Source organism: Elusimicrobium simillimum, assembly GCF_049639735.1.
GTDB lineage: Bacteria > Elusimicrobiota > Elusimicrobia > Elusimicrobiales > Elusimicrobiaceae > Elusimicrobium > Elusimicrobium simillimum.
Window position 1 is genome coordinate 1745846 of record NZ_JBEVVA010000003.1, and the last position, 21875, is coordinate 1767720.

Annotated in this window: 23 protein-coding genes; 10 read left to right on the forward strand and 13 right to left on the reverse strand. The window is 44.2% G+C overall.

Annotated elements, in window-relative coordinates; all coding sequences use genetic code 11:
- Positions 1–16: 16 nt before the first annotated feature.
- Positions 17–535: a hypothetical protein gene (locus tag AAIR98_RS08890; RefSeq protein ID WP_423971840.1), complete on the forward strand. Its 519-nt coding sequence runs from the start codon at positions 17–19 to the stop codon at positions 533–535.
- Between the two features lie 216 nt (positions 536–751).
- Here the strand turns inward: AAIR98_RS08890 and jag are convergent, their stop codons facing one another.
- Genes jag through rpmH form a run of 5 tightly spaced genes read right to left on the reverse strand, consistent with a single transcriptional unit; the run spans position 752 to position 4597 of the window.
- Complete coding sequence (jag, locus tag AAIR98_RS08895; RefSeq protein ID WP_423971841.1) at positions 752–2152, reverse strand: RNA-binding cell elongation regulator Jag/EloR; 1401 nt, start codon at positions 2150–2152, stop codon at positions 752–754.
- A gap of 22 nt (positions 2153–2174) precedes the next feature.
- The gene (gene yidC, locus AAIR98_RS08900; protein ID WP_423971842.1) at positions 2175–3788 is read right to left on the reverse strand and encodes a membrane protein insertase YidC; all 1614 of its coding nucleotides are present in this window, start codon (positions 3786–3788) and stop codon (positions 2175–2177) included.
- Positions 3789–3829: 41 nt separating this feature from the next.
- A complete protein-coding gene (gene yidD, locus AAIR98_RS08905) occupies positions 3830–4063 on the reverse strand; it encodes a membrane protein insertion efficiency factor YidD (RefSeq protein ID WP_423971843.1) in 234 nt (77 codons plus the stop codon).
- 20 nt (positions 4064–4083) lie between these two features.
- Positions 4084–4521, reverse strand: coding sequence for a ribonuclease P protein component (gene rnpA, locus AAIR98_RS08910; RefSeq protein WP_423971844.1), 438 nt, complete (start codon positions 4519–4521; stop codon positions 4084–4086).
- Positions 4460–4597 (reverse strand): 50S ribosomal protein L34, encoded by a 138-nt coding sequence (gene rpmH / locus AAIR98_RS08915; protein ID WP_423971845.1) that lies wholly within the window; start codon positions 4595–4597, stop codon positions 4460–4462. The genes rnpA and rpmH overlap by 62 nt, the downstream gene beginning before the upstream one ends.
- Before the next feature lie 289 nt (positions 4598–4886).
- Here rpmH and AAIR98_RS08920 point away from each other — a divergent pair, with 289 nt between their 5' ends.
- Both AAIR98_RS08920 and AAIR98_RS08925 read left to right on the forward strand, forming a co-directional pair.
- Positions 4887–5333 (forward strand): histidine biosynthesis protein HisIE, encoded by a 447-nt coding sequence (locus AAIR98_RS08920; protein ID WP_423971846.1) that lies wholly within the window; start codon positions 4887–4889, stop codon positions 5331–5333.
- Entirely contained in the window at positions 5333–5704 is a 372-nt protein-coding gene (locus AAIR98_RS08925; protein ID WP_423971847.1) for a TraR/DksA family transcriptional regulator, read from the forward strand. The genes AAIR98_RS08920 and AAIR98_RS08925 overlap by 1 nt, the downstream gene beginning before the upstream one ends.
- 206 nt (positions 5705–5910) lie before the next feature.
- Here AAIR98_RS08925 and AAIR98_RS08930 read toward each other — a convergent pair whose 3' ends face one another.
- Both AAIR98_RS08930 and AAIR98_RS08935 read right to left on the reverse strand, forming a co-directional pair.
- Positions 5911–7962: a M3 family metallopeptidase gene (locus AAIR98_RS08930; protein ID WP_423971848.1), complete on the reverse strand. Its 2052-nt coding sequence runs from the start codon at positions 7960–7962 to the stop codon at positions 5911–5913.
- A 10-nt stretch (positions 7963–7972) separates the two neighbouring features.
- Positions 7973–9526 carry a phosphohexomutase domain-containing protein gene (locus AAIR98_RS08935; protein ID WP_423971849.1) on the reverse strand — a complete coding sequence of 518 codons (1554 nt, stop codon included), beginning with the start codon at positions 9524–9526 and terminating at the stop codon, positions 7973–7975.
- Between the two features lie 73 nt (positions 9527–9599).
- Here AAIR98_RS08935 and AAIR98_RS08940 point away from each other — a divergent pair, with 73 nt between their 5' ends.
- Both AAIR98_RS08940 and murB read left to right on the forward strand, forming a co-directional pair.
- A complete protein-coding gene (locus AAIR98_RS08940; protein ID WP_423971850.1) occupies positions 9600–10322 on the forward strand; it encodes a hypothetical protein in 723 nt (240 codons plus the stop codon).
- A gap of 43 nt (positions 10323–10365) precedes the next feature.
- Complete coding sequence (murB, locus tag AAIR98_RS08945) at positions 10366–11262, forward strand: UDP-N-acetylmuramate dehydrogenase (protein WP_423971851.1); 897 nt, start codon at positions 10366–10368, stop codon at positions 11260–11262.
- A 63-nt stretch (positions 11263–11325) separates the two neighbouring features.
- Here the strand turns inward: murB and AAIR98_RS08950 are convergent, their stop codons facing one another.
- Positions 11326–12447, reverse strand: coding sequence for a hypothetical protein (locus AAIR98_RS08950; protein WP_423971852.1), 1122 nt, complete (start codon positions 12445–12447; stop codon positions 11326–11328).
- On the reverse strand, positions 12438–13931 hold the full coding sequence (locus AAIR98_RS08955; RefSeq protein WP_423971853.1) for a lipid II flippase MurJ: 1494 nt from the start codon (positions 13929–13931) through the stop codon (positions 12438–12440). Before AAIR98_RS08955 ends, AAIR98_RS08950 begins: the two co-directional genes overlap by 10 nt.
- Positions 13932–13950: 19 nt before the next feature.
- Between AAIR98_RS08955 and gatB the strand changes: the two genes are divergently transcribed.
- The 4 genes from gatB (at position 13951) to AAIR98_RS08975 (ending at position 17976) form a co-directional block, all read left to right on the forward strand.
- Positions 13951–15372 (forward strand): Asp-tRNA(Asn)/Glu-tRNA(Gln) amidotransferase subunit GatB, encoded by a 1422-nt coding sequence (gatB, locus tag AAIR98_RS08960; RefSeq protein ID WP_423971854.1) that lies wholly within the window; start codon positions 13951–13953, stop codon positions 15370–15372.
- A gap of 85 nt (positions 15373–15457) precedes the next feature.
- The gene (locus AAIR98_RS08965) at positions 15458–15976 is read left to right on the forward strand and encodes an OmpA family protein (protein WP_423971855.1); all 519 of its coding nucleotides are present in this window, start codon (positions 15458–15460) and stop codon (positions 15974–15976) included.
- A gap of 38 nt (positions 15977–16014) precedes the next feature.
- Entirely contained in the window at positions 16015–16695 is a 681-nt protein-coding gene (locus tag AAIR98_RS08970; RefSeq protein WP_423971856.1) for a tetratricopeptide repeat protein, read from the forward strand.
- A 6-nt stretch (positions 16696–16701) separates the two neighbouring features.
- Positions 16702–17976, forward strand: coding sequence for a DUF5050 domain-containing protein (locus AAIR98_RS08975; protein WP_423971857.1), 1275 nt, complete (start codon positions 16702–16704; stop codon positions 17974–17976).
- A gap of 72 nt (positions 17977–18048) precedes the next feature.
- On the opposite strand, the gene AAIR98_RS08980 is transcribed toward AAIR98_RS08975, so the two are convergent.
- A complete protein-coding gene (locus AAIR98_RS08980) occupies positions 18049–18531 on the reverse strand; it encodes a type IV pilin protein (protein WP_423971858.1) in 483 nt (160 codons plus the stop codon).
- A gap of 91 nt (positions 18532–18622) precedes the next feature.
- Between AAIR98_RS08980 and AAIR98_RS08985 the strand changes: the two genes are divergently transcribed.
- Positions 18623–19090 (forward strand): TlpA disulfide reductase family protein, encoded by a 468-nt coding sequence (locus AAIR98_RS08985; RefSeq protein ID WP_423971859.1) that lies wholly within the window; start codon positions 18623–18625, stop codon positions 19088–19090.
- 172 nt (positions 19091–19262) lie between these two features.
- On the opposite strand, the gene AAIR98_RS08990 is transcribed toward AAIR98_RS08985, so the two are convergent.
- From AAIR98_RS08990 to AAIR98_RS09000, 3 genes are read right to left on the reverse strand one after another with little or no spacing between them, the layout of a single operon-like run.
- On the reverse strand, positions 19263–20561 hold the full coding sequence (locus AAIR98_RS08990) for an SPL family radical SAM protein (RefSeq protein WP_423971860.1): 1299 nt from the start codon (positions 20559–20561) through the stop codon (positions 19263–19265).
- On the reverse strand, positions 20551–21477 hold the full coding sequence (locus tag AAIR98_RS08995; protein ID WP_423971861.1) for an aldo/keto reductase: 927 nt from the start codon (positions 21475–21477) through the stop codon (positions 20551–20553). The genes AAIR98_RS08990 and AAIR98_RS08995 overlap by 11 nt, the downstream gene beginning before the upstream one ends.
- Positions 21477–21851: a CoA-binding protein gene (locus tag AAIR98_RS09000; protein WP_423971862.1), complete on the reverse strand. Its 375-nt coding sequence runs from the start codon at positions 21849–21851 to the stop codon at positions 21477–21479. The genes AAIR98_RS08995 and AAIR98_RS09000 overlap by 1 nt, the downstream gene beginning before the upstream one ends.
- Positions 21852–21875 lie beyond the last annotated feature (24 nt).

The following is a 21875-nucleotide window of genomic DNA, read 5'->3' on the forward strand; positions in this document are numbered from 1 at the left end:
TTGTTATAATTTTGACATGGTAAAAAAACTGGCTTACACTACTGATATTGAAAGACAATTTGAAAAGCTTATACGCCTATACGCGGCAGAGCAGGGTATATTTGTACCCGATATAGGCAGCCTGGTAATGAGTAAAGACCCGCGTGTGGCCGAGCTGCGCGAAAGGGCAAAAGACTTTTTGCGTGATATTCCGTACCTTAAACTAAAACAGCCTTTTATGGTTGTTTCTTATAATATAGACGGGCAGACAGCGGCGTTTTTGCACAGCAAAATAGAAGCGTTAAAATCCGCTTTAAAAGAAGTCCCCACCCCGTTTTACACGCAAATAAAAGCGCTTATGGAAACAGAAGAACAGTTATATACGCTGGGCTCCGTGCAGTTCCCCATAATACAGATGATAACGTTTTTTGTGGCTATACCATATTCAATAAAACGCCATTTTCAGACAAGAAAAGCGCAAAAGCAGGCTTTTATAAAAGTAAAAGAAAAAACTTTTTATACAACCCGCGCTTTACGTAAAAAAATACACGCTTAAATTAAAGTACCCGGCAATCAGTATTATCTTTTACAGCATTAATAACCTTTGCTACGCAAAGCAAAACGGCTCAAGCGGTAGATGTTCACGTCGCAGCTTTGGGCTGCTCCTCAGCATGACAAACTTTTTTTATTTAATATTCAACAACATATTAAACGTGCTTACAAACAAAAACCCCCGCAGATTAGCGGGGGTTTTTGTTTAATATATTTTGTGTTAAGCGGCGGGAGTTTCTTCTTTATTTTCTTCCTCAGCTTGCTGGGCTTCCGCTTCTTGAACGTTGGCGGCTATGTCGCCTTCTGTTTTTACTTCGGGAAATCCGCATGACTCCTGCTCTATAGGTTCCTGTGAGTTAGGCGCGTTTTCAAGCACAACTTCTTCACGGGTAACTTCTATTTCGCAGGCGCTTGTTGTCTGCCCTTCAACCGTAACCTCAGCCACGCAAACAGATTCCGTTACCATAACGGGGGTGGCGTTTTCCGCCCTGTTTTCTTCCACGGTTAAAACTTCGGCCGCTTCCTGCGCGTCAAGTTTGCGCTCCGCGCGTTCTGTCTCGGCGTCAAGCTCGTCGCTGGCGCATTTAATGGGCGTTCTTGCGGCGGCATCGGCGGCTTTTTCTTCTTCCGTCTGTTTATTAGAACCTATGGGGTTAACACGGGTTTTGATAATAACTTTGCGCCATTTACCCTCACCCTCAGAAGCTGTTTCAACAAACTCGTTGGTTTCTAAGGCGCGGTGTACAAAGCGTCTCATCTGCGCTGGCATAGGGCGTAAGCGGTATACTGAACCGCCGTTTTTAACTGTGGTTATACCGCGTTCAATTTCGGCGTTAAGTTTGTCTTCGGCCTTTCTCCAGTAGTTCTGCGTGTCGGCCATTACTGATATAGGTGTGGCAAAATGTCTGCTGAGAGACAATGTTAAAAGATATTGCACAGCCTCCAGCGTTTTGCCCTCTTTACCTATAACTATGGCCGGGTGGTCACAGTCAAAGGTAATTAAAATTCTTTGTTGGGCGGCGTCCCACCAAACATTAAGGTTTTCTGTTTTTACACCCATATGCTCAAGCAATTTGCTAAGCAGTTCTTTGGCATCCTGCATAGGAGCTTTAAGGTTTTCAGGTATAACGGTGTTTTGTATTGCGAGTGAGGGTAACAGCTGGGCCTCGTTAGCTTTGGGGGCTTTAGGTTCTGATATTCTCTCTCTTCTGGCCGGTTTGGGCGCTCCTTTTCTGCCGCCTTTTTTAAACCTGCTCTCGCCTCTGGCCGGTTTGTCCGTACGGTCAGATTTAAAAGGTTTATCCGCGCGGTCCGGACGTTCGCTTCTTTCATTCCTGTCGCTTCTGCCGCCTTTTCTGCCGCCGCGTGAGGAGGAGGACCCGCCTCTGCCAGAGCTCTTTTTAGGTACGTCCATGTAAATCTGTGAGTCAAGGTTGCCGCCCTGCCAGCGTTTCTGTCTTATTTCCACAACCGCGGGTTTAGCGCCTATGCCTAAAAACCCTTTTGTGGGGCGGCTGATTACTGTAACTTCCGCCTGGTCACGCCTTAAGCCAAGTTCTTTTAAACCTTGGGCTATAGCTGTGTCTACGTCTTTTGCCTGTATTTTTGTTTTTCTTGCCATAAAATAAATCCTCTGCAATTAATTAAGCGGCTTTTTCCGCCCTTTTGTTTATGATTAATTGAATTACTAAACTAATGATACTATTGGTCAACCAGTACAGCACCAAGCCCGCCGGGAAGTTAATAAACACAAATGTGAATATAACCGGCATCCATTTAAGCATGGCTGTCTGTGTAGGATCGCCGCCTGTAGGGGCGGAAATTTTTTGCTGGAAGAACATGATAGCGCCCATTACTATGGGTAATACATAGTACGGGTCTTTGGCTGATAAGTCTTTTATCCAGAATATAAACGTAGCGCCGTGCAAGTCCCATGAAGTGCGGAACGCGTTGAACAAGGCTAAGAATATGGGCATTTGTATAAGCAGCGGTAAACAGCCCATAAACGGGTTGAAGTTGTGCTTTTTGTACAGAGCCATAAGCGCCTGCTGTTGTGCGGCCTGGTCGTTTTTGTACTGTTCTTGAATTCGCTTCATTTCAGGCTGTACTTTTTTCATGGTAAGTGTAGATTTTTGCTGCATAATCGTAAACTTTAACATGATAGCCTGGAATAATATGGCCACTATGATTATGGAAAACCCATAGTTGCCCGTGTATTTATAGAGCGTCACTAAAAGTGAGCGCACCATCTTGCCCAGAGTACCAAAAAAGCCGAAATCAATAGACCTGTCTAATTGATAAGGCAGCTTTTCAAACTCTTTATAATCTTTAGGGCCGAAGTAAAAGTCGGAATCAAGCACTGTCTTTGATTTTGCCGCTAATACCATGGCCGGAACGTCAATTTTAAGTAAAGGGCCTTCCACTTTGCTTGTGCCCAAAATACCAAAAAATCTTTTTACTTTATCAACAGGTTTAATGTCGTATTCCAAAATGCCGGATTTCCAGTTTTTTGGCATAATAACCGCCAAAAAGTACCTGTTGGTTAAACCTGCCCACAGCCAATTGCCGTCCTGCACGCTGTCTTCTAAGTCTTCTTTACCTCTGTTAATAACCTTGAGGCTTTTGCCCGGCTGCTGTACGGAGTAAACAGCTTTCATTTCTCTGCCGTTGTCTGACTTTTCGCTTTCCACCGTGCCAAGACCCGGACCAAAGTTAAAATAAAACTGGTCTATAGCCACTTCTTTATTATTGTTATTATTAAAGATAAGCTGAAGGTTGTTTATACCGTTTTCATTAAAGGTATAAATCTTGGACACCGTTACATTATTAATGTTAGCGGCGAATGTGATGGAATTTGCTGTTTTGGATGTTTCTTTAAAGTTAAGCCCGGGGAAAGTAGTGTAAAAGGATTCCCCCGTGTAAGGCGTAAGGTTAACATCGCCTACGCAGTCTTTAAAGACAAAATCTTTAATGCCCGCGCCTTTTGACGTAAACACAATGTCCGCCGTAGCGGTAGAAAAAGAATACAACTCTTCTTTGTCAGAGGTTTTAACGTCTTTAATTACATTTGAGGTAATAATACCGGCGGAGGTTACTGATTGGGCAGTAGTTTGGGTTTGAGCTTCTTCTAAGGCAGCCGTGGCGGCCGCTTTTTCTGCTTGCAGCTTTTGCGCTTTGGGTAAAGCTACAAATTGGTTATATGCCATTAGCGCTATAAAAAACACTAAAAACGGCACCATAAACTTTTTATTATCCATAAATCCTCTTTTTAGAGAGGTTTTTAGCTTAACTGCGACATTTAAGGTACAGGGTCATATCCGCCCGGGTGAAAAGGATGGCACTTAAGTATCCTTTTGCCTGACAGAAAACTACCTTTAAAAAGCCCGTACTTCATAATAGCTTGCTTTGTATACTGCGTGCATGACGGGTAAAACCTGCAAGCCGCAGGCCCCATGACAGGACGCACAAAAATTTTAAATACGTCTAAAAAAAATACAACAGCTTTTCTTGCTAAAAGTGAAATACGTTTCATTTAATCCTGCTTACCGGACTTTAATTGTCCTCGCAGTTTAATATACCGGCTTTCTTCCAAAGTTCAAAAACAGCATTTTGTACTGAAGTCAAATCTTTTAAATTACCGCTTTCGCGCGGGCTTATGACGAACGCCACGCCGCTACTAAGTTTATGTCTGTTAAGTCTAAAAACCTCTCTGAGAAGTCTTTTAACGCGGTTACGTTTGGGCGCTATGCCCAGCTTTCTTGATACTGCTATTCCCATCCGCGGCGGGGCATGCCCGCCCGCAGAACTTGGCCTGTACCATAAAACAAGTCCGCCATGCGAAACTTTTTTACCGTTTTTAAATATGTCCTCAAAATCTCTCTTAAGGTGTAAACGGTTGTCTTTGGTAAGGCCGTAATTAGACACCGCCTTATTTTGCAATAAGGTGTTTTCTGCCTTTGGCCCTGCGTGCGCTGAGCACTTTTCTGCCACCGGCTGTCTCCATTCTAGCTCTAAAGCCTACGCTTTTAGCTCTTTTTCTTTTATTTGGTCTGTATGTAGGTAACATAGTGATAATATTATATCATATTTTCCGTATTCACAGGAAATATACACTTTATTAGATTCCGCCATGGGGTTTAAACCGCCAAAAACGGTATTAGTGTATAGTTATTTTATCATTTTTTACAGCATTATAAAAATAAAGGTAAATATAAGCTGACTTTGGCGCGCAAGGGGCGCCGTCAGTTTAACTGACTATAATGTAATTACCAGCGCAGCCCATGCCGCGCGGGTGGTGGACAAACATATTTTTATATGGTAGATTAGTCAAATATAATTTTTAAACGGGGGATTATATGGCAAAGAAAGTTGTTAAAAAAATTAAAACCGCAGCTAGAAAAATAACCAAAAAAGCTGCGCCAAAAAAGACCGCTTCTAAAAAGATTGTAAAACCGGTTAAAAAGGCCGTCAAAAAAACGGCGCCTAAAAAACCTATAGCAAAGAAAGCGGCAAAAATTAAAAAAACTATAAAAAAAGACATCAAGAAAATGACAAAAAAAGTGAATACATTAAAAAAACAATCAAACAAAAAAGCTGCAAAAGTACAAAAAGCAGTAAGCAAAAAGGCTAAAACGTTAAAAACCGTAAAAAAGGCTGTGCAGAAAACAGCAAAAAAAGCTGTTAAACAAATAAAGCCTATTAAAAAGGCTGTTGAAAAGAAAGTTAAAACAGTAAAAAAGGCCGTAGTCAAAACAGTAAAAAAGAAGTTAAAAGATTTGAACCGGCCAAAAAACCTGTTATAGTGCCCTTAAAAGCGGCCGCCGGTGAAACGCTGAGTGCGGCGGAAATTAAAGAAATTAAAAACCATTTAATTGACCTGCGCGACGACGCACTGGCCCGCCTTAAAGATAAAAAAGAAATGGAAATGCCGGACACTTCCTTTGGCGATCCTATTGACGTGGCCACGCAAAGCTTAGACAAAGAAATGTTGTTTGAGCAGGCCGACAACTCGCAGACAACCATTGACCAAATAGAAAGCGCTTTAAGAAAAATTGACAAAGGCATTTATGGTAAATGCGAGTACTGCCGCGCCGTACTGCCTAAAAAGAGAATCAAGGCATTACCCTTCGCAAGATATTGCGTGGTATGCCAAAGCTCAAGAGAAGGCAACTAAGCAATACTTTAGTCCCCCTTTAACACCCGGCCATACGGCCGGGTGTTTTGTTTTACCCCATAGGTAAAACAAAAGCCCCGCCAACCGGCGGGGCTTTTTACTTCGCAAAAACCTAAGTTTTGAACAATGCTTCGCATTTAACAACTTTCAAAACTTTTACTTATTAATACGCCCCGCCGTTTGGCGGGGCTTTTCAACAAACTTTTTTATTTTACTTTTACACCGTAGCTTTTTAAGAAAGCGTGATTATTGTACGGCCTGCCAAGGAACTTGGCTACCATATCGTTGGGGTCCTCAGTCATGCCAGGCGTATAAATATATTTTCTAAGCTCCGCGCCCAGCTCTTTATTTTCCAGGCCATGCGCCTCAAATTTTGAAAATATATCGTCCGCTATTACCAGCGACCAGGCGTATACATAATATCCCACGTCGTAAGGGTCAGTAAGCGACATAATGTGCGCGAAGTTGCCCTGCGGGTGCGTGCCCGGGGTAACGGGTATCATGTAAATCTTTTTAATAAGCTTTTCATATACCTTGGTTGTGTCCACAGGTTTGTTGGATTTGTGATATTGATAGTCCAACTGGCCCTGAAAGTTTTGCCTAAGCATTGGCAGCGCTACGCCCGCGTGTTTGGACGCTATTAAACTATCCGCCATGGCTTCGGGCAGCGGCTCGCCCGTTTTGTAATGCTTTGAAATTTTGGCAAGCACTTTTTTGTTCCACGCCCAATTTTCTAACAATTGCGAATGTGTTTCTATATAATCCCACGCTATATTATCGCCGCCTAAAGAAGCGTATTTTGGGTGAGTGAGCGACATTTGCAATACGTGCCCAAACTCGTGAAATAATGTTTCCACTTCGCTATGGTTAAGCAGCGACGGTATGCCGTTGCCCGGCGGGTTCATGTTGGACGCTATTACAACTGACGGGGTTTGATACGCACCGTCCGCCTTAAGGTGGCCGTCAATAAAACTCCAGCAAGCGGCGTGCGTGTACTTGCCGTCACGGGGGTAAAGGTCCATATAAAAGTTAGAAATATGCTCGCCTGTGGCGGCGTCTTTTATTTTATAGGTAAGCACGTCTTTGTGCCATTTGGGCAGGTCCGCCTTCTCAAATTTTAAGCTGAACAAATTGCCAAAAGTATCAAACATACCGTCTATCACGGTATCCGTGGTAAAGTATTCTTTTATTTTTTCGTGGTCTACATTGTAATACTTTTTCATGTACTGGTTATAGTAGTACGGGTAGTCCCACAGGTTAAAATCTTTAGCTTTTTTGCCTGTCATCTCCGCCTTTAACGCTTTGTACTGTTTAAGCTCGTCTTTGCCGATAGGTTTTAGGTTTTTTTCTATATCTGAGAGAAACTTGGTCAAAGTTTTTTCGTCTTTGGCCATGCGGTCTTCCAACACATATTGCGGGTGGTCTTTAAAGCCCAGCATGCGGGAAGTTTCGGAGCGTACGGCAAGCACTTTTTCTAACAGTTTTACGTTTTCCTCGCCGCCGCGGTTGGCAAATTTTATTTGCAGCGCTTTTCTGGCTTCTTCATTGGTAGCGTTGGCCATAAAGGGGTTATAGTCAGGGTATTTTAAAGTGACGATATATTTACCGTCTTCTGTTCTGCCAAGGCGGTTTATGTAAACGTCGCTCATGCCGTCTAATTGCTCACGGGTAAGCTCCAGCTTGTCATAATGGTTCATAATATTAACATTAAACTTGGTAATGTCTTCCATTTTTTGCCTGGTAAGAGTGGCGTAGCGCAAAGCGTCCTGCCCCTCCAATTCCGCGCCGGCGCGCTCAAAACGTGAGAGCCAAAATTCTAAAAGTTTTTGTTCTTCTTTGGCAAGTTTAGGCTGCTTGTCGGCGTATTCTTTTAACGCTTTATAAATGTTTTTTCTTGCTAAAATATCAGCCTTAAACTGCGAACCTTTTGATTCCAGCTTAGCAGCCGCTTCACGCACACCTGCGTCCTCGTGAAAATAAGTTAACAACGCCAGTGATTTAGGCACGTACCAATAGGCCGTAAAAGCGCGTTCAAAGGCAAGCAGCGTGTTGTCAAAATTTCTTTCGGCAGGGCTTAAAGCGGTAATTTTATTTACCTCAGTCTCAAAATCTAAAGAAGCTATTCTTTCTATTTCCAGCACTTCCTCAGGCGTGTAATTAAAACGCAGGGCATCCCCCTTAAACATAGTATTCATAGCGCTCCCGTAACTGACGGCGGCCAAAGCCAAAGCCGTAACAGATAATATTAATTTTTTCATTTATCTCCCCTTAACCTAACTTTATCCCCATAGCGGCGGACCCGTCTTTTATAACTTCCTGCAAATGTTTTTCGTCTGAAAATGTTTCGCAGTAAAACTTGATAATGTTTTCCGTCCCGCTGGGGCGCACTAAAAACCATGAGTTGGTAAGATAAACTTTTATACCGTCGCTGTCGCGCACGTTTACCACCTCCTCGCCCGCTACGGATTTAAACTTAACATCTATAGCTTTAAGCGCTTTTATGGTGTTTTTGGTTTTGTCGTCTGTGGGAATATCTATGCGGGTATAGTGTGAGGTGCCGTACTCAGCGCAGATATCACTGTAAAGCTTGCTTATATCGCCTTGTTTAGACATAATTTCAAGCAGTAAAAGCACGGCGAAAATGCCGTCCTTTTCAGTGGTCCAGCCGCTCATAGACATACCAGCCGATTCCTCGCCGCACAGTACGTAACGGCCCGCTTTAATGCCGTCAACAAAGTTTTTAAAACCTACATTTTTTTCGTCCACGCCTATGCCCGCTTTACCCGCGATCCTATCCAAAGTATGCGTAGTGCCAAGCGTGCGGCCTATGAACATATTGGCGTCTGGGTTACTTTTTTCTATAAGGTATTTTGCCATTACGCAAAGCGCGTGGTTGGGGTTAATTAACCCGCCATCTTTTGTAGCACAGCCAAAGCGGTCTGCGTCAGGGTCGCTGGCGCCAGCAAAGGCGTACTCGCCCGAGGCCACAATATCAATAAGCGGTTTCATGGGGTACTGTGAGGACGGGTCCATCCTGGTTTGCCCGTCATGGTCAAGCGGTATAAAGTAAAAAGTAGGGTCTATAGTCTCGTCCACTATTGTCATATTATCAAGACCGTACTTTTCTTTTATGGCTTTATAAAAAGGCAGGCTTGTACCGCCCATTGGGTGTATGGCGGCCTTAACCCCGGCAGACCTGATAGCTTCAAAATCTATTACTCTGGCAAGTTCGTTTACATAAGGTGTTACAACGTCTTCATTTTTAATAAGCCCTTTTGCCTTAGCTTCTTCCAACGGTATAATTTTTATTTTTTCGGGATGGTCAAGATAGTTATTAGCGTAATTTTCTATTTTTGTGGTTATTTCAGAACCCGCCGGGCCGCCGTTGGCAGGGTTATATTTAAGGCCCATATCTTGGGGCGGATTATGGCTGGCTGTGCCGTTAAGGCAGGCCACGGCGCGGCCAAGTAAAATTTCTGTTGAAAATACAGGCGTAGGCAGCGGGATGTCCGGTAGTATTACAGGTATATTATTGGCGGCCAAAACGCCGGCGCAAATTTCTGACACTGTGCGTGACATCAGTCTGGTGTCGCCGCCTACAAGCACGGGGCCTGTAATTTTGGCCTCGTTATGCATATCGGCCACCGCCTGCGCTATGGCCTTGGCGTGCAGCTCGCAAAAACCCGCCCCCAGCACCCCCCTGTGGCCAGACGTGCCAAACTTAACTTTGGCAATTTCCCCCGTTGGTTTAAAAAACTCTTTTTTAAGAAGTTCTGTGTCAATCTTCTTGGTTGGTAATTTACCCGCGTTTATGTCTGCCATAAAAACTCCTTGTATTATAAATCTTCATTTTTTATGATAGTATATATAGAGTTTTTTTTCAAAAGGAGATAGGATGAAAAAATTATTAATAGCAGTATGCTGTTTATTCATAGCCGCCGCCGCGCACGCGGGGTTTGATGATGACTTTAAAAAACATATAAGCGCCGCCACAGCGGGCGATATTGAGTCCTACGCAAGAGACCTTGGCTTAATAGCCGGCGTGACGGACTTTCATAACGGTTCCACCGTTTCTTTCCCGGGTTTTGACGTGGGCGTAGTGGCTAACTTTATGGACCCTAACAATAAAATTGATTCTGACGCCGATAACGATTACGTTTTTATGCCTATGGTATACGGCAACGCCAAACTGCCTATCTTGGGCCTTAACCTTAGCGCCAGAGGCACATCCTACGACGGTCTTACCAGCATTGGCGGCGGCCTTAAGTGGAGTTTGGTGGGCGCATCTATATTGCCGTTTTTCCCCGACATTACAGCCGGCGCTTTTTATGACAGAATGAAAACAGATTACTACAGCGCGGACCACTTTTCCGCCTCAGTCAGCGCGTCTGTAAAAGTATTGATACTTGAGCCTTACGTAGGCGTTGGTTATGATTACACGGATCTGGAAGTTAAAAGCACAGGCACCAGCTTTGACGGCAAATCTTATGACCATGACGGCACCAGGTTTACCGCCGGGCTTAATGTAACGCCGTTCCCGTTCCTCTACGTTTTTGGTTCTTATACACAAGCCAGCAGCACCAAAATTTACCAGGCGGGCGTAGGCGCCAGATTTTAGTTAACCGGGGCGCGGCAACGCGCCCTTTATATAAGGAAGCAAGATGGATTTTAAAGAAGAGTTAAAAGAATTTTTTGGCGAGAACTGCCAGTTTGACGCGCCGATGAGCGAGCACACCACCTACAAAACGGGCGGTAAGGCCGAGGCGCTTGTTTACCCAAAAACAGTAGAAGACTGGAGTTTTGTTTTAAAACTGGCAAACCTTACTTGTACGGAAATAAGGATAATAGGCTTTGGCTCTAACATTTTAGTAAGCGACAAAGGCCTGCCGGGGATAACCTGCTCTACCAAACGCATGGAAGAAGTTTCCATAACCGGGGACACAGTAAAGGCGGAGGCAGGGCTGGCGCTGGATAAACTGATAGAAATTGCCGTGGAAGACGGACTGGCGGGTATGGAAAAAATGTCGGGCATACCGGGCTCCATAGGCGGCGCGGTTAGAATGAACGCGGGCGCGTTTGGCCAGGAAACTTTTGACTCTCTTGAGTATTTTGAGGTTATAGATTACGCCGGGCACCCGTCTATAATAACTAAAGATAAAATAGATTACGGCTACCGCAGTGTGCCGGGCATTGAGGATTATATTATTATCTCTGCCGCGTTTAAACTTAAAAAAGATGATTACAAAGCTCTTACGGAAACACGCAACCTGGTGCTTAACAAACGTATATTAAACCAGCCTTTAGATTTACCTTCGGCAGGCAGCGTATTTAAACGCCCGGCGGGGGACTACGCCTCCAGGCTGATAGACGAAGCGGGCTTAAGAGGCTTAAGCATAGGCGGGGCCAAGGTGTCTGAAAAGCACGCCGGGTTTATAGTTAATTTTAACCAAGCCACCGCAGAAGACATTAAAAACCTGATGGACGAGGTTAAACGCATAGTAAAAGAAAAAAGCGGCGTTACCTTAGAACTTGAACAAATACTCTGGGGCCAATTTTAAATCTGACATACATACAAAAAGCGCCAACAAAAGTTGGCGCTTTTTTATTTCTCATTAAAATATCTAAAACTCCGTACCGTCTATAAATACAAAACCGCCGCTGTCAACTTCCTTCTCTTTCTTAGGCTCAAAAGATATTTTGGCCGACAAATCGTCCGGCAGGCCGCCTATAAAAAGTTCGGGCTGCGTAATTAAGTTACTGGCAATGCCTATATTATAAAAGCCGTCTAAATCTTTGCGGGAATTAAACCAAATATTTAACACCAGTTCGCCTTTGGCGCCGCGCGTAAGTTTAAAATCTTTAATTTTGTAATAAGATGAGTTTAGGCGCCCGCCTTTAAGCTCGTCATTACCGTTTTTTATCTGGCTGTCCACAAGCATTTTGGAATACTCTTCAGACACGGTAACCACAAGTTTATTTTCGTCGTAATTTCGCACACCGCCGTATCTTATGGCGTTGCCTATATTGGCGTTGTGGCGCGGGAATGAGAAAGATATATTTTGTGTAATAAAATTAAAAAAATCTACATTACTGTCCAAGGCTTCTTTACACAAAGCAAAATACATTTTGTCGCCGTCAAAACCTAAAAAAGACATTTTGCAGTTTTTGTTATAAAGCGCGGCGCGTTCATTCACATTTTCCGCCATGCGCCCTACAACATCGGCCCATTCTTTATACACTCTAAGCACCAAATAACTTTGGCCTGCAGCGGGAATAAAATCTTTATTTATAGTTAAATAGCTTTTTTGTACAGGAGCATGCGTGCGGCGCGGCTGGACAGCAACCGCGGGCTGAGAGGCTGCGGCATTAGAACCAGGCTGCGTTATCGGTTTTTTATAAGTATTTTCAGGCTGAGTATTAACTTTTTTAACTTTTAGCTTAGTGTCTTTATACATCATTTTACTTTTATCGCGGGCCAGTATAAATATGAACGGTATTATAAGAAGCATAACCCAACGCGCTGAAGCTGGTTTTTTAACTGTAATTTTGTTCATTTCCGCCGCTATTTCATTTTCCAAAAGGGCGCGGGCGTCACTGCCCTCAGGCGGCAAAGGTTTTTTGCCCCATACTTTTTTAATAGCCGCTTTTCTGTAGGCGGCCTGCCCCTTTTCATAAGGTTTAATAAAAAATATGGCAATAATAATGATAGCCAAAAATGACAACGCGACAGTTGTTAATGGCATAACTTCCTCCAAATTTTAATATACGCCGCGCGCGCCAGAAGCGCAAACAGCGTTACATATAACGCGCCGCAAATAAAAATTCTTACAATAAGAACACTAAAAAACCTTTCTATCAGCAAGCTGGGTATTACAGCAGCGCACGCTAAAAATGCTACCTGAAATAATATGCGCAGCGTGCGCCCGTGGCTGATAAAGTTAAAGTGTCTCTTCATAAACATAAACGCAAACCCCAGCCAAAATATATTACTTATAATAAACGCCACTGGGTAACCGTACGCTTCCATACGGCCCATGCAAACAAATATCGCCAGTAAAAATACCGCCATGCTTATAATTTGGTAGATGAAAAACTCTTTCAGTTTTCTTGCGGCGGAAGCTAAAGCTCTGTGTAAAAATGACGGTAACAGTAAAATAATATTAGGCATAAAAAGCGTTACAAAAAGCGCCGTATTTTTTGTATCAGCCGCGCTAAAACTGCCGCGCTCAAAAAACAACCTTATAATATCTTGCGCAAACAGCCCCGTAAACACTGCTATTGGCGACATTATTAGCAAAAGTATTAAAAGCGTTTTATAAAATGATTTTGCCAGCCCGGCATTATCGCCTTTGGCGGCCAAATCGTTAAAATTAATTTTGGCAACGTTAACCACACGGTTTGTAATAATTTCTGTAGGAGAATCTGTAACCTGCTTGGAATAATTGTACGCGCTTACTATGCCGGCGGCGTAGCCGCTCATAAAAAACACCGGTATAAAAGACGTAAGCACCTGCACAGCCTCCGCCCCCAAAGACGCCAACGTATTATGCCAAAATTGTTTAGTAAAACCCGCACCCGCAAATTCTACTTTCCAACCAAGCTTACCAAACATAACAGCCAAACATATTATTGCCTGAATAGCTAACGCCGCTATAAACCCGCACAGCATACCCGCTATACCTATCTTATCATGCAAAACAACTAAAAATATAAAAGGCATAATAGCGTTAAGCGGGTAAAAATAAGCTATGCCAAAAACTTTGTGGCGTTCTAAAATATTAATTAAAAATTGCGTAAGAATGTAGAGCGCAAAATAAACCAAAGCCAAGCAAAAAAGTGCCCGGGCCGCCATGCCGCCATAGTCAAAACGCGACAATAGCCCCAGCCACATTGCGGGCGCTGCCGCGCCCGCCAGGCACAGCAAAACGCCAAACACCATGTAAAAAACTATAAAGCAATTTAAAAATTTTATTTCGCCCTGTTTATCCCCCGCGCCCAGGTGCATGGCCTGGGGTATAATATTATTGGTATTTAAGCTTAAAAACACCTGCGTAAAAATACCCGCCAATATAATAAGGTAAAAATAAAGGTCCGCCCCGTAAGAAGTGCCAAACCAAAACGCTATTAAAATGCTGTTGGCAAAAGACACCAGCTTCCACAGCGCGGTACTGGCAACGCTGACGGCGGCGCCCTTCTTATAAGAATACTCATTAAAAACGCGTTTCATATTTGATATTATATTACATATGACAAAACAATTTGAACCTGTAATAGGCCTGGAAATACATTTGCAGTTAAAAACCAACAGCAAACTTTTTTGCTCATGCCCCAGCGGCATGCCTGATGAAGCGGCCCCCAACAGCGCCGTTTGCCCTGTATGCAGCGCCCAGCCGGGGGCATTACCCGTGCTTAACCAAGGCGCGGTTGAACTGGCGGTAAAAGCGGCCTTAGCGCTTAACCTTAAAATAAACCAGACATCTGTTTTTGACCGCAAAAACTATTTTTACCCGGATTTACCCAAAGGCTACCAGATAACCCAGCTTTTCAGACCCATATCAGAACACGGCTACATTGAAGTAGACGGCCGCAAAATAGGCATAACCCGCGCCCATATGGAAGAGGACGCCGGCAAATCCGTCCACCACGACACTTACTCTTTAATAGACCTTAACCGCGCGGGCACCCCGCTGCTGGAAATAGTGTCTGACCCTGATATGCACAGCGCCGATGAAGCGTACAACTTTTTAACCGCCCTTAAAGCTAATATCCAGTGGGTGGGCGCGTCCAATTGCGATATGGAAAAGGGCGAACTTAGAGTAGACGTAAACGTGTCGTTGCGCGAGCAGGGCACAACCGCTTTTGGCACAAAGGTAGAAGTTAAAAACCTTAACTCTTTTAAAGCCGTAAAAGACGCTCTAAATTATGAAATAAAACGCCAGGCCGAAGCGTTAAATAACGGTGAGGCAATTAAACAGCAAACCGTACTTTTTGACAAAGATAAAGGCGTAACAGTACCCATGCGCTCTAAAGAGGACGCCGTGGATTACCGCTATTTTCCGGACCCGGACCTTAAACCTTTACATTTAGACGCCGGATGGCTGGAAACAATTGTTAAAAACCAGCCCGAAATGCCTTTAGCAAGAAAAGCCCGCTTTGTTGCCGACTACGCTTTATCTGACTATGACGCAGGTGTGCTTACCAGCGCGCGCGCTTTGTCTGAGTATTATGAAGATGTTGTTAAGACTGAAGCGCAGCCCAAAAGCGCGGCAAACTGGATTACCACTGATTTACTTGGCGCCCTTAATACAGCCAAATTGGACCTGGAAGACAGCCCCGTAAAAGCGGCGGCTCTGGGTAAAATTATTAACCTGTGCGACAGCGGCAAAATATCGCGCGCTCAGGCCAAAAAAGTTTTTGAAGCCGTTTGGGAAACGCAAAAAGACCCCGCCGAGCTTGTGCGTGAAATGGGGCTGGAGCAAGTGTCTGACACAGCGCAGCTGGAACTTTGGGCCAAAGAAGCTATAGAAGAAAACCCCAAAATGGCTGCCGACGTTAAAGCCGGCAACGCCAAGGCTATAGGCGCGCTTGTGGGCGCTGTTATGAAGAAGAGCAAAGGCAAAGCCAACCCCGGTATACTTAACGGGATATTTGCTAAGCTTTTATCATAATCATTATTTGCTTACAATTTTGCATAAAAAGTTTGTAAAATTTACGTATGAGGGGTGCAAACCCTATTTATTAAAGGAGATACACATGAAAAACTTAGTAAAACTTGCTTTAGTAGCCTGCTTAGCCTTAAGCTTGGCCGCTTGCAAAAAAAACACGACTGAAGATGACATGATGACAGACGAAAACCTCAACGCTCCTACAACAGTAGAAGTAATTGTTGAAGAAACACCTGTCGTAGTTGACGTTCAGAACACAGAAATTGCGCTTCGCCAAGTCAACTTTGCGCTTGATAAGTACAATCTTTCTGACTCAGCCAAACAGATTTTAGCCGACAACGCTAAACTTATCAAAACAAGAGCCGCCAACGCGGTTTTCAACGTGGTTGTAGAAGGCCATTGTGATGAAAGAGGCACAATCGCCTACAACATCGCCTTAGGCGAAAAAAGAGCCACAGAAGTTAAGAACTACTACACCAGACTCGGTATTAAGGCCACAAACCTTACCACAGTTTCTTACGGTGAAGAAAGACCTCTCTGCTACGAGACAAACGAAAGATGTTACTCTCAGAACAGAAGAGCCGAAACAGTCTTAACAGTAAAATAAGTTGTAAATATTTTTAGTTTCAAGGAGCCCGGGCTTATATGAAAAATCTACTTAAATCATTTTTTATCTTAGGTCTGGGCTCTTTTGTTTTTTACGGCTGCGCCACAGATAAGGATATGAGAGACCTTAAAACGCAGATATCCTCACTCACCAAAATACTCTCAGAAATGCAGGAAAACCAGGCTGACCTTTCTTATAAAATAGAAGAACTTAGCACAGACATCAACGTAACCAATGAGAACATGCACGAAACCGGGGAGATGATTACCCGCCTTTCCGCCAAGCTTGACGACCTGTCTGTAGCAACCTCAACGGTAGCCCAGCACGCCGCGGAAGCCGCCATTGTGCTGCCCACAACAATTTTTGAAAACGCTAAAACTAATTTAAATGAAAAGAAGTACGATTCCGCCATAGAAGGCTTTAACCTCTACCTTACCAAGTACCCGGAAGGCGAACTGGTGGAAGAAGCAAACGCACTTATAGGCGACGCCCACTACGGCAAAAAAGAATGGAAAGAAGCGGCGGTAGTTTACGCCACGCTGATGCAAAAATACCCTAAAAGCAAAAAAACAGCCGCCTACAGGCTTAAATACGCCCAGTCAATCTTACCTTTAAATAAAAAGACAGAGGCTAAGAAATACCTGCAGTCCGTGTCGCAGGACTTCCCAAAAAGCGCGGAAGCCAAAGTAGCGGCAAAAGAGCTTGCGGCAATAAAATAAAACAATATGAGATTAATTAAAATTTTAGTACTTTTGATGTTACCCGTCACTGTGCTCGCGCAGACTGACGTTTATATAGGCATTAACTCCAAAGGCGGCAGCGAGTTGCTGCCCCTTGGCATTGCCGCGTACCAGCATGACCCGCACGCAAAAAAAGAAGCTAAAGAGGTGCACGAGACCATGCGCGGCGACCTTATGTTCAGCAGGCACTTTGATATTAAAGAAAACGGCCCCGAAATTACAATATCAGACTATACTAAACCGCTTGAACAGTGGGAAAAACTTGGCATACAATACGTAGTATTTGGCGACGTAGCCATAGAGGGCGATGACGATTACGTTATAAAAATTTACGTATTAAACGCCATTACAAAAGCACCCGTTTTCGCCAGAAGCTATAAGGGTAAACAAAACGCCATGCGCCGCCTATCACACATAGCCAGCGACCAGATTGTAAAGGAACTTACCGGCAAGCGCGGCATAGCCGACACACGCATAGCGTTTTCCAACAACGCCACCGGCAATAAAGAAATTTACATAGCTGACTATGACGGCAATAACTTTAAAAAACTTACTACGGACAAATCCATAGCCATACTGCCCCGCTGGAGTAAAGACGGTAAAATATACTATACATCATACAGGTATAATAACCCCGATATTTTCGCCATAGACTTAGCGGCGGGCAAAGTGGAACCCGTGGCAATGACAAAAGGGCTGGAACTTATAGGCGGCGTTTCACCGGACGGCCGCTCAATAGTGCTTACACGTTCAGGCACTCGTAACCCCACCATATACGAACTTAATTTAGACACAGGCAAAAGCACGCAGTTGGGATCCAACGCGGCGGTAGACGGCTCCCCGTCCTACTCACCCGATGGCCGTTTTATAACATTTGTATCCAACCGCTCCGGCAACCCGCAGATTTATGTTATGGAACTTGCCACCGGCGCAACAAGGCGCGTAACAGCGTCGCTTAACTGGGCGGACACGCCGCAGTGGTCACCCACAGGCGAGTGGATAGTATTTGCCGGCCGTACCGCAAGCGTAAACCCTATTGATATCTTTTTAGTAGATATCACAGGCACGCAAATAAGGCAGTTAACCTCAGACTCCGCCAATAATGAGGACCCTACCTGGTCCCCCGACGGCCGCTTTATAGCGTTTACCACCACCCGCAAAGGCCGAAGGCAGATATACGTGATGGACGCCGACGGCTCCGCCCCGCACTTACTGGTGGATGTAAAAGGCAACTCTTTTACCCCGCACTGGAGTATGTAAGATTTGAATACAACACAATAAAAACCCCACGGGTCCATTTGACCCGTGGGGTTTATTTTGTAAAAAATACTATTAGTCTAATTTAATTGTATTGCAGTAATTATCTTTATCTTCCACGCAATATCTGTTTGTTAACTGCCCAGACGCGCTGTTAAACTGCAAGCAGTATAACGCTTTTGTGGTAGCGTCTGTCAGGTTTAACACAGCATCTGTGCCTGATCTTCTGCAACCATAAATTACAAAATTGGCTGCTGCGGGGGAGACATGAAAATAATCATATTTGCTGTTTGCGCCGGCCACGGGCGGTTCAATATCTAAATTGCCTTTACCTTCCGTGTCTGTGGTTGAGCCAAGCACAATGCCTGTATATTTGTTTTTCATCATATAATATCTATTGGCGGAATCTGTAATAGCCTTAAGGTTCAAAATAGCTTCCGACGCGCGGGACTTTTCAACCGTTTTTGTATACTGGGGCAACGCGACGGCCGAGAGTATGCCTATAATAAGCACTACTACAAGCAGCTCAATTAATGTAAAACCTTTCTTATTAAACATAAAATAATCCTCCTGTTGGATATAATATAGTTTATCATTTTTATGCCTTTTTTCAATAGCTATTAGTCAACCAATAAAGTATAATATTTTTATGAAAAAATATTTAATAGCTTTAACGGCGCTTACACTTTTAATGAGCGCTTGCAGTTTCTCCGGGCCTAAGGTTGCTTTTAACTTACCCAGCATCGACGGCACGCAATTTGACAGCGAAACAGTTGCCAAAGGTAAACCTGTGTTTCTTATGTTTATGTCCACAAGCTGCGGTTATTGCAAGGCTTCAATTCCGCAAATTATAACCCTTCAAAATGAGTTCGGCCCCAAAGGCGTGGCCATTTTAGGCGTATTTGCCGACCCTGTGCCCGGCGGCCCCGCGGCATACCAAAAAGAAATGGGTATTAACTTTAATGTTATTTACAACGGCGCGGAACTGGCGCAGGAATGCCATGTTAACGGCGTACCGCACTTTGTACTGCTTAACAAAAAGCACCAATTGGTAAAAATATGGAGCGGCTACAACCCGCAGCATCCTTTTGCCGAAGAAATAAACAAAGTTTTGTAATTTGAACTAAAAACACCCCCGGTATATCGCCGGGGGTGTTTTTATTTGTAATAAATAAAGTCATCCGAAAACACACAATATAAAAACCGTAGGGGCGGAGCTAGTCTCCGCCCGCTTAAAAGCAGCAGATACACATGTTACCGCACCTCCTCAACATGACTTTATGTAATATTTATTTATAAATCTTATTAATCCCGGCGTTTTCCATACACAGGTAAACTACCGCTTTAGGAAAGTGTTTTTTAAGTTCCGTCATCATAATGTCATATACCGCCGTCCTGTCCTGGTCAGAGTACCTCATTTTACCGTCGTACCCCAGCAAAAACTCCTCCAGCAGCATATTTACGCCCGGGTGGCGGGCCTCTACAATCTTTTTAAGTTCACGGCTAAAGCGCAAGGTGCCCACGCTTATCCAGCGCACGGCGGCATGCCCCACGGTATCGTAAATTTGTTTTATAACGTTTTTATAATCCTCTTGCCAGCCGTCATAAATTATAACGGGGTCAAAATGGAACGCCACGCCAAACCCTGCGGCTGCCACCTTTTTAGCTGCGGCCAGGCGGGTTGGTAAATTCGGCGTTAAAAATTCCACTGTTTCAATAATTTTAGGGGTGTTTACACTCCAGCCTACAACTATGTTTTCACACGGTTCTTGCGCTAAAATATTATCAATATTTACGCTTTTGGTTTTAAACTCAAAATCTATATGCGGGCGAGTGCGGAAAAAGTTAATAATATCGGTAGAATACTGCGTAATATGGTCAAAAACCAACGAATCCGTAAACTCCCCGCTGCCTATGCGTATACGCTCAAAAGGGCCTTTGTTAAGCGCCGCGCAGTCTATTTTTTCTAAAAAAGAATCTATATTGGCTGGCAACATAACCGCGTGTAAATTTTGGTATTGCTGAAGGAAGCAATAGGCGCACTCATACACGCACCCAAAGCCCAAATTAACCAAGTTATACCCGCACCCGGCCGCCCCGGCAGTGCATGGGCAGCGTTTAATAAAATCAAATTTCTCTTCTGAAATATACAGTGTCTTTGTACGTTTGGAATAGTCTTTATCCCCAACCTGCCGCTTTTTATCAAGCACTGTTACGTTAGCCAGCGGAAACATTTTTACCGCCCGCACAGCCAGCGGCGTGTCTTTTACGGCGGCGTCAATAAATATATCTTTAGGGTAAAAATCCCCGCCGTTTAGTTCCGCCTTAGAGTAAAAATCTAAATCTAAACTGGGCAGGTAAAAAGCGGAAAGCGGCACTTTACCAAAGTTTTTAGGGTAGCGTTTTTGTAAAAGAATTTTCTTGGCTGATTCAAAATTAAGGTTTTTAGAAGCAGGCAAAATGTCGGCCAAACTGCTGCCGTCACGTTTATTTATTTCAAATAAAAGGCGCACCAGCTCGCGTGTTTTATTTACACCCACACGGGGTAAAACAGCGGTTAGGTACGCCTGCAAATCTTTAATTTCCATTTAAAAAGTCCACGTCGGTTTTAGTAAGTTCAAAGGTTGCAGCCTGTGCGTTCTCTGCGGCTTGCGCGGCCGTTTTAGCGCCCACCAGCGGTATAATAAAAGGGCGCTGCGCTCTAGCCCAGTTAATGGCCACGGCAGCTGTAGGTTTATTATATTTTTGACCAATTTCTTTAAACCTGGCTACGGCTGCTTTCGCGTTTTCAAAAGCTTCGCCTCTGTACAAACGGTAGAAAAAATTTCTTGGGTCAGAATTGGGCAGATTGGGCGCTTTGTCATACTTGCCACTCAAAATACCGCCGGCAAGCGGGCCGTAGCCTAAAAAGCCGATGCCGTTTTTTTCGCAATAATCAAAAACGTCATCGCCCATATTTTGCTTAAAAAAAGAATACTCGTTTTGTACGGTATCAAGCGGGCAAATTTTATCTATATCTCGCAGCAGTTCTATACCAACGTTACACGCGCCTATGTGCTTAATTTTACCCTGCTCTTTAAGTTTTAATAAAGCGCCGTAAGTTTCTTCTAACGCAGTATTTTTATCGGGCCAGTGTGTTTGGTAAAGGTCTATATAATCCGTACCTAATCTTCGTAGAGATTCTTCAACCTCAGCATTTATGCTGGCGGCCGAAAGATCTTTTTTAGGAAATCCGCCGCCCTGCCCAATCAGCCCGCACTTTGTTGCTATAAAAACTCTTTCACGCATGCCTTTAACCGCTTTGCCTACAAGTCCTTCACTATGGCCAAAGCCGTATATAGGCGCGGTATCTACAAATGTCATACCTGCGCCAACCGCCGCTTTTATAGCGGCAATAGAAGTATTGTCGTCTGTTTCACCCCACTGCTTGCCGCCTATTGCCCAGGTACCCAGCGCCAACGCGCTTACCCCGGTACCTGACCTTTTAAGCAGAACTTTTTGCATTACCAAAAACCGCCTTGCACCATAACGCACGCGCGGGAGGTGGTTTTTATACCATTATCATTTGCCAATTTTTCGGCCTCGGGGTTTTCGGCGCCGGGCTGAAACCACATTTCTTTTACGCCCAGTTTTATGGCTTCTTCCACCACAGGCACAGCGGCCGGCGGGGGCACAACCATAATGACAAAATCAACCTTACCGGGAACTTCGGAAAGGGTTTTATAAACCTCGGCCCCGGCCACTTGCCCGCCGCGTTTGCCAACGGCGTATACATCCAGGCCGTCCTGTCTTAATGTTTTAAATATTTTATTACCGTACTTTGTAGGGTCTTCAGAAACCCCCACAACAGTAACATGTTTTCCCTTTAAATCAACCATATCCCCCTCCTTTCCAACTAATAT